This is a genomic window from Pseudomonas sp. KCJK8993 (assembly GCF_046230915.1).
GTDB classification, from domain to species: domain Bacteria; phylum Pseudomonadota; class Gammaproteobacteria; order Pseudomonadales; family Pseudomonadaceae; genus Aquipseudomonas; species Aquipseudomonas piscis.
On sequence record NZ_JBJJLO010000009.1, the window covers coordinates 15020 to 28910 of the forward strand.

The window sequence follows — 13891 nt, forward strand, 5'->3', positions numbered from 1 at the left end:
AGTGCTTCATGCCTGATTACCGTTCGAAAACGTCCACCCACGGTCGCAACATGGCCGGCGCCCGCGCCCTGTGGCGCGCCACGGGAATGAAAGATGCCGACTTCAAGAAGCCGATCATCGCCATTGCCAACTCCTTCACCCAGTTCGTCCCGGGCCATGTGCACCTCAAGGACCTGGGCCAGCTGGTCGCCCGCGAAATCGAACGCGCCGGTGGCGTGGCCAAGGAATTCAACACCATCGCCGTGGACGACGGCATCGCCATGGGCCACGACGGCATGCTGTATTCGCTGCCCAGCCGCGAGATCATCGCCGATTCGGTGGAATACATGGTCAACGCCCACTGCGCCGACGCCATCGTCTGCATCTCCAACTGCGACAAGATCACCCCCGGCATGCTGATGGCCGCCCTGCGCCTGAACATCCCGGTGATCTTCGTCTCCGGCGGCCCGATGGAAGCCGGCAAGACCAAGCTCGCCTCCCACGGCCTGGACCTGGTGGACGCCATGGTCATCGCCGCCGACTCCAGCGCTTCTGACGAGAAGGTCGCGGAGTACGAGCGCAGCGCCTGCCCGACCTGCGGTTCGTGCTCCGGCATGTTCACCGCCAACTCCATGAACTGCCTGACCGAAGCCCTGGGCCTCGCCCTGCCGGGCAACGGTTCGACCCTGGCCACCCATGCCGACCGCGAGCAACTGTTCCTCAACGCCGGACGTACCATCGTCGAGCTGTGCCAGCGCTACTACGGCGAGAACGACGAGTCGGTGCTGCCGCGCAACATCGCCAGCTTCAAGGCGTTCGAGAACGCCATGACCCTGGACATCGCCATGGGCGGCTCGACCAACACCATCCTGCACCTGCTGGCCGCCGCCCAGGAAGCCGAGGTGGCGTTCGACCTGCGCGACATCGATCGCCTGTCACGCAAGGTGCCGCAGCTGTGCAAGGTGGCGCCGAACATCCAGAAGTACCACATGGAAGACGTGCATCGCGCCGGCGGCATCATCAGCATCCTCGGCGAGCTGGCCCGTGGCGGCCTGCTGCACACCGACCTGCCGACCGTGCACAGCCGTAGCATGGAGGAAGCCATCGCCAAGTGGGACATCACCCAGACCGATGACGAAACCGTGCACACCTTCTTCAAGGCAGGCCCGGCCGGGATCCCGACACAGACCGCCTTCAGCCAGTCGACCCGCTGGGACACCCTGGACGCCGACCGCGAGAACGGCTGCATCCGCAGCGTCGAGCACGCCTACTCGCAAGAAGGCGGCCTGGCCGTGCTGTACGGCAACATCGCCCTGGACGGCTGCGTGGTGAAGACCGCCGGCGTCGACGAGTCGATCCACGTGTTCGAAGGCACTGCGAAAATCTTCGAAAGCCAGGACAGCGCGGTGCGCGGCATCCTCGCCGACGAGGTGAAGGAAGGCGACATCGTGATCATCCGCTACGAAGGCCCCAAGGGCGGCCCGGGCATGCAGGAAATGCTGTACCCCACCTCGTACCTGAAGTCCAAGGGCCTGGGCAAGGCCTGCGCCCTGCTCACCGACGGCCGCTTCTCGGGCGGAACCTCGGGCCTGTCGATCGGCCACGCCTCGCCGGAAGCCGCCGCCGGCGGCGCCATCGGCCTGGTGCGCGACGGCGACAAAGTACTGATCGACATCCCCAACCGCTCGATCAACCTGCTGGTCAGCGACGAAGAGCTGGCGGCCCGCCGGGTCGAGCAGGACCAGAAAGGCTGGAAGCCGGCGGAGGTGCGTCCACGCAAGGTGACCACCGCCCTGAAGGCCTATGCCCTGCTGGCCACCAGCGCCGACAAGGGCGCGGTCCGCAACAAGGCCCTGCTCGACAGCCTGTGATCGCCACCGGCGAATGAAAATGCCCCGCCATGTGTGCGGGGCATTTTTTTGCCTTGCGCCAGTGCAGGCTCAGGGCATGCGTTCGCCCAACTGAGCGCGCAGGAAGCGATACAAGCCGTCGGCGCTCTTGCGATAACCATCGGCGGTCAGGTGGATCAGATCGTTGCGCGCCAGGTCGCTGGCCTGCCACTGGCTGATGGAGCAGTCGCCGCCCATGAACGCCTGCCAATCCCAGAACAGCGTGCGGCTGGTCTTGGCCACGTCCTTCTGGATCTGGATGATCTGGCGCAGCGGCTGCGGCTGCGAGGCAGCGCAACTGCCGGCATTGCGCCGCTTGATCGAATCCGGCGGGCCCACCAGCAGGATCACCGTCTTGGGCAGGTTCTTGCGCAGCAGCGCGACCTTCTCCTGCAACTGGCTGCGATACAGCTGCAGATCGATATCGTCGTCGAAAGCCTCGTTGGTGCCGTAGGCCAGCACCACCATGTCCGGACGCAAGGCCTTGAGGGCCTCCAGCCAGCCGGGCTGCCACTTGTCCAGCACATCCAGGCGCGCGCCGTTGATGCCCAGGGCGGAATAGATCACCCCGGCGCTTTTCTGCCCGAGGATGTTCCAACCGCCCAGGGCCAGGCCCTGGCTGTTGGCCACGCTCAGGTCCAAAGGCAGGGTCAGGTTGTTGAACGGCGGGCTCAGGCGCCATTGTCCGCCAGTGGCGGCGAGCATGCGGCTGCCCTTGTTGAGGTTGTCCCACGCGGTCAGGGTGCTGTTGCTGGACGCCTGGTACAGGGCCGAGATGCGGTATTGCTGGTTGCTTGGCTGGCGCTCGGCGATGTGCACCCGGGCCCCCGGGGTCTGCGGCAGCGACAGGTAGCCGCCCAGGGGAAACTGCGTGCTCTGCTGGTTGCGCGCCGACACCAGCGACCACTGGCGCTTGGCCGCGCTGAGGATCACTCGCTCGTAGCGCGTGCCGGGTACCGGGGTCGCCGCCACGAAGCCGATGCCGCCATCACCGTACTGCGCCTGCAGCAGGCGGCGCAGCTCGCCGCTGAACAGGTCGGCCGCGGTATGCGAGTCGCCCAGCTGCACGATGTGGATCGGCGTACGGTTGGAAGTACTGAACTTGCGTGCCAGCAGCGCCAGGTTCGGATCACTGCCGGTGGTGACCACCTTCTTCTGGCCCGCACCAGGCCTGGCCAGTGCCGAGGCAGGAGTGGCCTGGACCTCGGTGGTCGGGCTGCAACTGCTCAGCAAGGTGATGCCCAGCAACAGCGCAATACCTTGCAAACGCCCCATCTCAATGCTCCGTCAATTGTTGGCTGGGGAAGTTGATCATCGAGATCACGCGCTCGGCGATCAGCTTCTGCCCAGTAGTGGTGAAGTGGATACCGTCATCGACCCGGGTCTTGATCTTCTGCCCGTCGCCATTGATGCGGTAGTAGGAAAACTCGTCGTGGCGGTAGCCGAGAATCTCGTTGGCCGACACGAAGTGCTGGTGATACTGCTCGATCTGGCCCTTGTACAGCTCGCTCAGGTAAGCCATGGCCGTAGACAGCTTGGCCTTCTCCATGTTCGGCGGCCCGACCCAGATCACTTGCACATTGTGCGCCTGGGCGGTGTCGAGGATCGAATCGATGCGCCGGCGATAGGCCTCCTCCCAGTCCGGGGTCTTGAAGCGCAGGAACGGCTTGCCCTTGACCTCGGGCATGTCCCAGGGATCGTTGGGGCCGAGGAAGATCACCATCAGGCGGATGTTGGGGTTGCTGGCCAGGGTGCTTTCGACGGTCTTGGGCCAGTTGAAGAAGCTCGGGTAGGCAAGGCCGGTGCTCTGCTTGCTCAGGTTCAGGCTCTTGACGTTGTAGCGCTTGCGCAAGGTGTTGGCCATGTGCGGCGCCACGCCCTGCATCAACGAGTCACCGACGAAGAACACCTCGTCGCCAGTGCCCAGGCTGACCATCAGCGGCGTAATGCTTCCCTGCTCGACCTTGGGCGGCTGGCTGGCCACAGGCGCCACGGCCACCGCTTGCGGCGCAGCGACCGCTACCTGATGCGCGACCGGATGGGCGTTGGCCGCCGGAGCCTGGTGCGCCGCTGCCGGCTGCTTGGCCTGCGGCGCGGGTGCGGCTGGTTCCGGCTCTGGCGCCGCCTGGACCTCGGCCACCAGGTTCAGCTCGGCCTGGCCGGCGAAGCTGTCGACGAAGGCCACCCGGGCGTTTTCCAGGGCCTGGTTGAGTTGCGCGCCGAAACGCCACTGCGGGTTCTGCGCCAGGCCGGGAATCTCGCAGCTCTGGTGGTACTTCTGCTGGCAATACAGGCGGATCGACTGCTGGTTGAACCACACCAGCAACAGGCTGGTCACCAGCAATGCATAGAACACCTTGGCCGCGCTGCCCAGGCTGATCGACAAGGGTGAAGGCTTAGAAACTGGCATAGATGAACCCCGGCACGCCCGATGGAGAGGCAAAGATGACCACGCAGATGAACAGGCCCAGCGGCACTGGATACAGCAGCCACGGCAAGCCGGTGGCAGCTTCGAACAGGCGGCGCAGCAACGCCACGATCCGTGGGTAGAACGCCACGAACAACAGGCAGCCCAGCAGCGACAGGGCACTGCCGGCCAATCCGGCCAGGGACAGCCCGCCCAGGCCGCTGAGCATGTCCAGGGCATCGGACAGGGTCGCGCAGCGGAAGAAGATCCAGGCCAGCGCCACGTAGTGGAAGGTCAGCAGGCGCGCCGCCAGGTCGGAGCCGATCCAGCGCGGCCCACGGGCCAGCAGTGGGCTGCACAGCTTGTACAGCGCCAGGCCGACGCCATGCAGCGCGCCCCAGATGATGAAGTTGGCGCTGGCGCCGTGCCACAGGCCGGAGATCAGCATGGCCAGCAGCATGTTCAGGTTGCCGCGCCAGACCGGTCCCCGATTGCCCCCCAGGGGGATGTACACATAGTCGCGGATGAAGGTCGACAGGCTGATGTGCCAGCGGCCCCAGAACTCCTTGAGGTTGCGCGCCGCATAGGGGTAGTTGAAGTTCTCCGGCAGGCGGAAACCCAGCAGCAGCGCGATGCCGGTCACCAGGTCGGTGTAGCCGCTGAAGTTGAAATAGATCAGGAACGAGTAGCCGTAGACCGCCCGCAGGATCTGCTCGGCGGAATAGGCCACCGGGCTGTCGAAAACCGGGTCGACCCACTCGCTGGCCAGCCACGAACTGAGGAAGAACAGCTTGACCACCGCCACCGCGATCAGCCCCAGCGCCCGCTGCGGCTCCAGCACCTGGCGCAGTTGCGGCGGGTTGATCTGCCCGAGCATCGGCACCGCCCGGTTCACCGGTCCGGCGATCAGGCTGGGGAAGAACGCCAGGTACAGCGCCAGGTCGAACGGCGAGCCGGCCGCCAGCTCGCGCCGGTGGATCGACACCAGGTAGCTGACCGAATGGAAGGCATAGAACGACAGCCCCACCGGCAGCAGCACTTCCAGCAGCGGCAGCGATACCTCCACGCCGAACTGGGCGAAGGCGTTCTGTACGCTGCTGGTGAAGAAGTCCTGGTACTTGAACAGGTAGAACGCCCCCAGCACCAGCAACAGCATCAGCCCGTTGACCCAGCCGCGTCCGGGATACCGCTGGCTGAGCAGGCCCAGCAAGTACACCAGGGCGGTGTAGCCCAGCAGGATATAGAGGAAGTTCAGGCTGAAGCTGGCCAGGATGGCGTAGCTGGCGGCCAGCAGCAGGACGTTCTGCAAGCGCAGGCTGAAGCCCAGGCCCCAATACAGGACGAAGAACAGGATGAAGCAGAAGCCGAATTCGATCGAGAGATAGCTCACAACGTAGTCCATTACGGGCAGACGGGGCATGGCCCGGCACAGGGAGAGCAGGCGGGAGGAGTGCAAACGGGCGCGATTATGGCAGAGGGGCTTTGGCTGTCACAAGTTGAAACAGTCCCCCGACCAAGGGCCGCGGGGACCTGGCAGGCGTCCTTGCCCCCAGTGGCACAAACACCCCGGGCGGGGCCGTGCCACTGGGCGCAGGCAGGCTTACTGGATGTCTTCGGGCTTGACGATCACCCAGTTCTTGTCGGCGGTCACCGCCAGCCCTTCCTTGGCCTGGGCCGCGGCGTGCTTGGCGATCATGCCGTTAAGCTGGTTCATGTACTTGTCCTTGCGGTTGATCCACAGGTGGATGCCACCCTTGGCCACGTCCACATCGTGGAACAGCATGTAGCCATCGCTGGTGGGAGTGTCGCCCCCCACCAGCACCGGCTTCTTCCACTCATCGATATAGGTGAGGATCGCGGCGTGCTTGCCAGCCATCCAGGTGGCCGGAGTCCACAGGTAAGGCGTCAGCTCCAGGCCGAGGTTGGCCTGCTGGTCATACTTGCCCTCGGCGATCTGCTTGCGGGCGGTGGTCAGGGCCCCGGTCTTGCGGTCCTTGAGCAGGGTAGTGACGCCGATGACGTTCTGCGGCTTGACGTTGTAGCCGTACTTGGGGTCCGCGGCGACCATGCGCACCAGCTCCTCGGAAGCAGCGGTCATCACGTAGACCTCGATGCCGTTCTCCATCAGCTTGTTGTACAGCTCGGCCTGGCCGCTGAAGACCTTGGGCGGGTTGACCTCGATGGTCTTGACCACATCGCCGTCGTAGTAGGTGCTCGACACCGGCTTGCCGGAGGCCATCAGCTCGTCCACATGACCCTTGAGCTCCTTGAGGGTAAAGCCTGCGAACACCTGGGCGACCCAGGGGTAGCAGACCATGTCGTCGATCTCGCAGAGCCGGTAGTAGTAGCTGAACAGGCTTTCCTTGTGCTCGGCGGTGTCCTTGAACGGAATCAGCTTCAGCGACGGATCGAGGGTGTCGCGGGTGATCAGGCCCTTGTTTTCCAGGTAAGGCAGCAGGGCTTCTTCCAGGTCGTAGCGGTAACTGGTGTTGTCCATGTCGAACACCGCGTAGTTACCCTTGTTGGCGTTGGCCGCGATCATCGCCTCCAACTGCTTGGCCTGCTCTTGCGGCCAGTGCTTCAACTCGGTGGCGAAAACCTGGCCGGCGAGGCCCAGGCAAAGGGCGGCGGCGAGCAGCTTGGGTGCGAATTTCATCGGCGATTTCTCCCTGGGTGAAAGTCATCGACGCTAACAAATCCTTGTGACAGTTCTCGTCTGTGCGCGACTTTTCGTGTCCCCTGAGCGCCAATCCCATGTGCTATAGCGTCACCGGCTTATTCCAAAAACGACGATAGCCATGCGATATCGTTATTAATTCAATAGATTTCAAGCTGTTAGGCTTCCCGGTTCGCAATCGCCCCGAGCCGCGATTGGCACATGTTTACCGGAGCCCCAATGAATCTGCCGCTGATCCTCAACCTGCTGGTGTTCCTGGCCCTGCTGCTGGGCCTGGCACAAACCCGCCATACCACCTGGAGCCTGGCCAAGAAGGTCCTGCTGGCACTCGTGCTGGGCGTGGTATTCGGTATCGCCCTGCACAGCATCTACGGTGCCGGCCACCCGGTCCTCAAGGCCTCCATCGGCTGGTTCGACCTGGTGGGCAACGGCTACGTGCAATTGCTGCAAATGATCGTGATCCCGCTGGTGTTCGCCTCGATCCTCAGCGCCGTGGCCCGCCTGCACAACGCCTCGTCCCTGGGCAAGATCAGCTTCCTGACCCTCGGCACCCTGCTGTTCACCACCGCCATCGCGGCCCTGATCGGCATCGGCCTGACCAACCTGTTCGGCCTGAGCGCCGAAGGGCTGGTGGCCGGCACCCAGGAACTGGCTCGCCTGCAAGTGATCCAGAGCGACTACGCCGGCAAGGTCGCCGACCTCAACGTGCCGCAGTTGCTGCTGTCGTTCATCCCGCAGAACCCCTTCGCCGACCTGGCCCGGGCCAAGCCGACCTCGATCATCAGCGTGGTGATCTTCGCCGCGTTCCTGGGCGTGGCGGCGCTGCAACTGTTCAAGGACGACGCCGATAAAGGCCAGAAGGTGCTCAATGCCATCGACACCCTGCAAGCCTGGGTGATGCGCCTGGTACGCCTGGTGATGAAGCTCACGCCCTACGGCGTGCTGGCCTTGATGACCAAGGTGGTGGCGGGTTCCAACCTGCAGGACATCATCAAGCTGGGCAGCTTCGTGGTGGTGTCCTATATCGGCCTGGGCCTGATGTTCGTGGTCCATGGCCTGCTGGTCGCCCTGGCCGGGATCAACCCGTTGCGCTTCTTGCGCAAGGTGTGGCCGGTGCTGACCTTCGCCTTCACCAGTCGCTCCAGCGCCGCGAGCATTCCCCTGAGCATCGAGGCGCAGACCCGGCGCCTGGGGATCCCGCAGTCCATCGCCAGCTTCGCCGCCTCGTTCGGCGCCACCATCGGCCAGAACGGCTGCGCCGGCCTGTACCCGGCCATGCTGGCGGTGATGGTCGCCCCGACCGTGGGCATCAACCCGCTGGACCCGCTGTGGATCGCCACCCTGGTGGCCATCGTGACCTTGAGTTCGGCCGGTGTGGCCGGCGTCGGCGGCGGCGCGACCTTCGCCGCGCTGATCGTACTGCCGGCCATGGGCCTGCCGGTGTCCCTGGTGGCCCTGCTGATCTCGGTGGAGCCACTGATCGACATGGGGCGCACCGCGCTGAACGTCAGCGGTTCGATGACCGCCGGCGCCATCACCAGCCAGGTGATGGGACAGACCGACAAGGCCCTGCTGGACGCCGACGAGCACGAAGACCTGGCCCACGCCTGAGCCAGGGGCAGCCGCTGTCGCAAGCCGCGCATGGCCCGCAGGGCCACGGGGCATCGGAATCGCTGAAGGTCCTGCGGACCTTTACGCAGCCTCGCAGGCTCGGCAGCGGCTACAACTCAGGCTCGTTCCCAGACTTCGAAGCTGTAGGCCGGCTTGTCGCCTTCCGCCGGGTTGGGCAGGTCGGACACCCGCTTCCAGCGCTGTTCATCGAACGCTGGAAACCACGCATCCCCTTCCGGGCTCAAGGCCACCCGCGTCAGGTACAGGCGATCCGCCTGCTCCAGGCCCTGGGTGTAGAGCTGCGCGCCACCGATGAGCATCAGTTCGCTCGCACCCTGCTCCAGGGCCCATTGCTCGGCGCGCGCCACCGCGGCTTCCAGCGACGGGTACACCTCGGCACCTTCGAGCAGCAGATCGGTCTGACGACTGACCACGATGTTCAATCGCCCGGGCAACGGCCGGCCAAGGGAATCCCAGGTCTTGCGCCCCATGATGATCGGCTTGCCCAGGGTCGTGGCCTTGAAGTACTTGAAATCCCCCGGCAGGTGCCAGGGCATGCTGTTGTCGATGCCGATCACGCGGTTTTCAGCGAGTGCCGCGATCAGGCTCAGGGGGAGTGATTTTTTCATGCCGGCGAGCATACCAGAGGGCCGGGGATCTGTTCCCGCCCCATGGCGAATCCCGGCGATCTAACCCGACCAACGCTGCAGCAGTTATGCTCAGCGCACTCTTGAGCGATGGAATGACGCGTGACCGCAATGACTCCCCTGCAACGACTGTGGCTGACCGAGACCGTGCGCCTGCGCGAGGAACACGCCGGCCCCCTGGATGACCAGGAAGCCAACCGCGTGGCCCGGCAACAGGGCGGCGACCTGGCCACCCGGATCCAGGCCCGGGCCCTGTGGCTGGCCCGGCGCGACGGCTTGGACAGCGCGCTGCTGCACTGGTGGCAAGGGGCACGCCTGGCCTTCCTGGTCCTGGCGGTGCTGGCGGTCCTCAGCGGAGCCGGCCTGGCCTTCAGCGCCCTGGGCGACACCCGCGAGCCGGTGAACGTGTTCTGGGCCCTGGGCAGCCTGCTGGGGATCAACCTGCTCCTGCTGCTGGGCTGGCTGGCCGGGTTGCTGCTGTTCGGCGGCCATGACTCCGGGCTGGGCCGCCTGTGGCTATGGCTCAGTGAAAAGTGCTCGCGCGATGCCAAGGCCGCCCAGTTGCCGCCGGCGCTGCTGCTCCTGCTGCAACGCCGCAAGCTCAACCGCTGGGCCCTGGGCACCCTGGTCCACGGCCTGTGGCTGCTGGCCCTGCTCAGCGCCATGAGCATGCTGCTGGCGCAACTGATCACCCATCGCTACGACTTCGTCTGGGAGAGCACCCTGCTGGGGGCCGACGCCTTCGTCTCGATCACCGACTTCCTGAGTGCCGGCCCGCGGGTCCTGGGCTTCGGCGTACCGACCGTGGAAATGATCCAGGCCAGTACCCGGGACGTCTACAACACCGAGCTGGTGCGCCAGTCCTGGGCGGTGTGGCTGGTGGCGTCGCTGGTGATCTACGGCGTGCTGCCACGCCTGGTGCTGATGCTGCTGTGCCGCTGGCGCTGGGTCCACGGCCGGGCCCGCCTGCAACTGGACCTCGAGCTGCCCGGCTACGCCCAGCTGCGCGAGCGGCTGATGCCCAGCAGCGAGCGCCTGGGGGTCAGCGACCTGGCGCCGGAACACCTGCATCAGATCGCAGGCGGCAGTAGCAGCCTGGACAGCAGCGGCGCCTTGCTGGTGGCCATCGAGCTGGACGACCAACGCACCTGGCCGCCGCAATTGCCGGAAGCGGTCAAGGACGCCGGGGTCCTCGACAACCGCGAATCGCGCCACCGCCTGCTGGAGCAGATGAGCCGCTTCCCCCCGGCCCGCCTGCTGATCGCCTGCGATCCTCGGCGCTCGCCCGACCGCGGTAGCCTGGGCTTGATCGCCGAACTGGCCCGCAATGCCGGCGCCACCCGCATCTGGCTGTTGCAGGCCCCGGCCGGCCAGGCCCTGGACGCCGAGCGCCTGGGCGACTGGCACGCCGCCCTGGAGCGACTGCAACTGCCGTTCGCCGACTGCGCGCCCTTCAACTGGCTGGAGACCGGCCATGACTGATACCCGCACCCGGCCGCTGACGCTGGCGGTGGTCGGCCATACCAACGTCGGCAAGACCTCGCTGCTGCGCACCCTGACCCGGGATGTGGAGTTTGGCGAGGTGTCCCATCGCCCCAGCACCACCCGCCACGTGGAAGGCGCGCGGCTGTCGGTGGATGGCCAGCCGCTGCTGGAACTCTATGACACCCCGGGCCTGGAAGACGCCATCGCCCTGCTGGACTACCTGGAACGCCTGGAGCGTCCCGGCGAGCGCCTGGATGGCCCGGCGCGCCTGGCTCGCTTTCTCGATGGCAGCGAGGCGCGCCAGCGCTTCGAGCAGGAAGCCAAGGTCCTGCGCCAGCTGCTGGCCTCGGACGCCGGGCTGTACGTGATCGATGCCCGGGAACCGGTCCTGGCCAAGTACCGCGACGAACTGGAAGTACTGGCCGGCTGCGGCAAACCGCTGTTGCCGGTGCTGAACTTCGTCAGCAGCGCCACCCAGCGCGAGGGCGACTGGCGCGAAGCCCTGGCGCGCCTGGGGCTGCACGCCCTGGTGCGGTTCGACAGCGTGGCCCCGCCGGAGGACGGCGAACGGCGCCTGTACGAAAGCCTCGGGCTGTTGCTCGAACAGGCCCGCCCGGCGCTGCAGCGCTTGATCGACGACCAGCAGGCCCAGCGCCTGGCACGTCGCCACAGCGCGGCCCGGCTGATCGCCGAGTTACTGGTGGATTGCGCGGCTTGCCGGCGCAGCGTGGCCAGCGAGGCCGAGCAGGAGCGCCAGGCCATCGCCAGCCTGCGCCAGGACGTACGCCAGCGTGAGCAACGCTGCGTCGAGGCCTTGCTCAAGCTGTACGCCTTCCGTCCCCAGGACGCCTGCGCCAGCGACCTGCCATTGCTGGACGGGCGCTGGGGCGATGATCTGTTCAACCCTGAAACCCTCAAGCAGCTGGGGGTCCGGGTCGGGAGTGGGATCGCCGCTGGCGCGGCGGCCGGGGCCGGAGTGGACCTGCTGGTGGGCGGCCTGACCCTGGGCGCGGCGGCCATCGCCGGGGCCATCGCCGGTGGCGCCCTGCAAACCGCCCGCAGCTACGGCAACCGCCTGTTGGGCAAGCTCAAGGGCCAGCGTGAACTGACCGTGGACGATAGCGTGCTGCGCCTGCTGGCCCTGCGTCAGAAGCAGCTGGTGCAGGCCCTGGACCTGCGCGGGCACGCAGCGCTGGAGAGCATCCAGCTGGCCACCCCCGAGGATAAAAGCTGGCGCGAGGGCAAGCTGCCGCAAGCCCTGGGCAAGGCCCGGGCCCACCCGCAGTGGTCGTCCCTCAACCCCGGCAAACGCCAGGAGCAGGCCGAACGCCAGGAGCAGATCGAAATCCTGGCCCAGGATCTGTAACCGCTACCGCAGCGCATGGCCCGCAGGGCCACGGGGGCTGCAAGATCGCTGAAGGCCTGCGGCCTTGGCGCAGCCTCGCAGGCTCGTCAGCGGCTACAAGGGTTGCAGCAGGGCGGCGGCCTTGTCCTTGAGGATCTGCAGGTCCATCACCGGCACCCACTGCTGCTTGGCCTGCTCGTCCCACTGGCGCAGGCGCAGGCTCAGCGCACACAGCGGGTCCTGCTCGAATGCCGCGGCTTCCTCGGCCGTCATCACCCCGCCCTGGTACTCCAGGGTGCGGCGACTGGCCTCGCTCAGGCGCTGGAAATACCCCGGCTCCTTGAAGGTCAGGTAGCGCTTGGCCTGCACGTGGTACTCCACCAGTTTCGCCAGACGCTCGCCGAAACCGGCCCGGCGCAGGTAGTCGGCCCCCAGCCGCTCATGGCTGACCACGCCAAAACCACCCATGTTCTCGGCATCCTGCTGGCAGATATGCCCGATATCGTGGAAGAACGCCGCCAGCACCACTTCATCGTCATGCCCTTCGGCCAGGGCCAGCTGCGCGGCCTGGGACATATGCTCGATCTGCGAGATCGGCTCACCGATGTAGTCATGGTCGCCAAAACGCTCGTACAGGCCGAAGACCTCGGCGATCGCCCGCTCGCGGTCCATCAGGCTTCCTCCAGCAACTGCGCGATGTTGCGCTCGGCCAGCGCCGGGCCGACGCTCATGCCGACGCCGGTGTGCATCAACGCCGCATGCACCCCGGGCATCGCTTGCAGGAACGAGAACGGCCCCGGCCCACGGGCGCCGTAGACACCCTGCCAGCGCTCCACCACCTGGACCTTGCAGCCCAGGGTCTGTTCGGCCAGTTCCAGCAGCCAGCTGTCCACCTGTTCGCTGTTGAAAGGCGACGGATCGCTGCCGTAGTCATGGGAATCGCCGATGATCAGCTCGCCATATGGCGTCGGGCTGATCAGCAGGTGGATGCCGTGTTCATGCAGATGCGCAGCCTCGCGCAGGATCTGCGCCTGGACCGCCTGTGCCTCGGGCAGGTCGGCGAAAGCGCCGTAGTGCACGCAACTCAGGCCGGTGAGCAGGGCATGCTGCAGGTTCAGGCTGACCTGGGGCCGGGCACGCAACATTTGCAGGCGGCAGATCTGCGGCTGCAGGGCGGCGATCTGTTCGGCCAGCAGGGTCTGGTAGTCGTGCCCCGAGCACAGCAGGATGCGCGGTGCCTGGAAGGTCCCGGCGGTGCTGCGCAGCAGGCCTGGCTCGATATCGCGCACCAGGGTCGAAAAGTGGAACTGCACGCCCAGGTCCCGGCGCAGGTAGTCGATCAGCATCGGCAGCGCTTCGCGTGAATACAGCTGCTGGTCGTCCAGGCCATGCAAGGCGGCGCGGTGATGACGGAACTGGCCGCCGTACAGGTCTTTGAGCGCCGCCCCCTGCACCAGCTCGACCCGGTAGCCATGCTCCCGCGCACGCCCGGCGCAGAAGGCCTCCAGCAGTTGCTCCTCGGCCTCCGTGCGGGCGAACAGGTAGGAACCATTGCGCTTGAGCTGCAGCCCGGCCAGTTGCTGCCAGTCGGCCCAGATCTCCCGGCTGGCCCTGGCCAGCTCGAGCATGGTGCCCGGCGGCTGGCCGGTCACCAGGGCCTGGCCGAAGTTGCGCACCGACGCCCCTTGGGGGGTCGCGCTGCGCTCGAATACTCGCACCCGCAAACCGCGCTTGGCTGCCGCATAGGCGTGGGACAGGCCCAGGATGCCGGCGCCGACGATCAGCAGATCGCTGTGGTTGGTCATGTTCATGTCTCGTTGGTGATGGCGAGGGAGCAAGCTCCCCCGCCAT

General features: G+C 66.2%; 11 protein-coding genes. 4 read left to right on the forward strand and 7 right to left on the reverse strand.

The annotated features are described in order from the left end of the window. Positions 1 to 8 precede the first annotated feature (8 nt). Positions 9 to 1850 carry a dihydroxy-acid dehydratase gene (gene ilvD / locus ACK6AU_RS05015; protein WP_409298062.1) on the forward strand — a complete coding sequence of 614 codons (1842 nt, stop codon included), beginning with the start codon at positions 9 to 11 and terminating at the stop codon, positions 1848 to 1850. 69 nt (positions 1851 to 1919) lie between these two features. On the opposite strand, the gene ACK6AU_RS05020 is transcribed toward ilvD, so the two are convergent. From ACK6AU_RS05020 to ACK6AU_RS05035, 4 genes are all read right to left on the reverse strand, one after another. Then, complete coding sequence (locus tag ACK6AU_RS05020) at positions 1920 to 3143, reverse strand: SGNH/GDSL hydrolase family protein (protein ID WP_185697025.1); 1224 nt, start codon at positions 3141 to 3143, stop codon at positions 1920 to 1922. Between the two features lies 1 nt (position 3144). Further along, positions 3145 to 4278 (reverse strand): DUF459 domain-containing protein, encoded by a 1134-nt coding sequence (locus ACK6AU_RS05025; RefSeq protein WP_409298064.1) that lies wholly within the window; start codon positions 4276 to 4278, stop codon positions 3145 to 3147. After that, positions 4265 to 5665: an MBOAT family O-acyltransferase gene (locus ACK6AU_RS05030; RefSeq protein ID WP_409298066.1), complete on the reverse strand. Its 1401-nt coding sequence runs from the start codon at positions 5663 to 5665 to the stop codon at positions 4265 to 4267. Before ACK6AU_RS05030 ends, ACK6AU_RS05025 begins: the two co-directional genes overlap by 14 nt. Before the next feature lie 210 nt (positions 5666 to 5875). Next, positions 5876 to 6931, reverse strand: coding sequence for a haloacid dehalogenase-like hydrolase (locus ACK6AU_RS05035; protein ID WP_185697023.1), 1056 nt, complete (start codon positions 6929 to 6931; stop codon positions 5876 to 5878). Between the two features lie 240 nt (positions 6932 to 7171). Here ACK6AU_RS05035 and ACK6AU_RS05040 point away from each other — a divergent pair, with 240 nt between their 5' ends. Continuing rightward, positions 7172 to 8563 (forward strand): L-cystine transporter, encoded by a 1392-nt coding sequence (locus ACK6AU_RS05040; RefSeq protein WP_409298069.1) that lies wholly within the window; start codon positions 7172 to 7174, stop codon positions 8561 to 8563. 116 nt (positions 8564 to 8679) lie between these two features. Here the strand turns inward: ACK6AU_RS05040 and ACK6AU_RS05045 are convergent, their stop codons facing one another. Next, positions 8680 to 9192: a dihydrofolate reductase gene (locus tag ACK6AU_RS05045; protein WP_409298071.1), complete on the reverse strand. Its 513-nt coding sequence runs from the start codon at positions 9190 to 9192 to the stop codon at positions 8680 to 8682. Between the two features lie 120 nt (positions 9193 to 9312). Here ACK6AU_RS05045 and ACK6AU_RS05050 point away from each other — a divergent pair, with 120 nt between their 5' ends. Beyond that, positions 9313 to 10692, forward strand: a complete 1380-nt coding sequence (locus ACK6AU_RS05050) for a DUF2868 domain-containing protein (protein WP_185697020.1) — start codon at positions 9313 to 9315, stop codon at positions 10690 to 10692. Beyond that, positions 10685 to 12061, forward strand: coding sequence for a GTPase/DUF3482 domain-containing protein (locus ACK6AU_RS05055; protein WP_409298073.1), 1377 nt, complete (start codon positions 10685 to 10687; stop codon positions 12059 to 12061). Before ACK6AU_RS05050 ends, ACK6AU_RS05055 begins: the two co-directional genes overlap by 8 nt. Positions 12062 to 12154: 93 nt before the next feature. On the opposite strand, the gene ACK6AU_RS05060 is transcribed toward ACK6AU_RS05055, so the two are convergent. Both ACK6AU_RS05060 and ACK6AU_RS05065 read right to left on the reverse strand, forming a co-directional pair. Next, positions 12155 to 12712: a phosphonate degradation HD-domain oxygenase gene (locus tag ACK6AU_RS05060; RefSeq protein ID WP_185697018.1), complete on the reverse strand. Its 558-nt coding sequence runs from the start codon at positions 12710 to 12712 to the stop codon at positions 12155 to 12157. After that, positions 12712 to 13845 carry a TIGR03364 family FAD-dependent oxidoreductase gene (locus ACK6AU_RS05065; RefSeq protein ID WP_409298076.1) on the reverse strand — a complete coding sequence of 378 codons (1134 nt, stop codon included), beginning with the start codon at positions 13843 to 13845 and terminating at the stop codon, positions 12712 to 12714. Before ACK6AU_RS05065 ends, ACK6AU_RS05060 begins: the two co-directional genes overlap by 1 nt. Between the last annotated feature and the right edge of the window lie 46 nt (positions 13846 to 13891).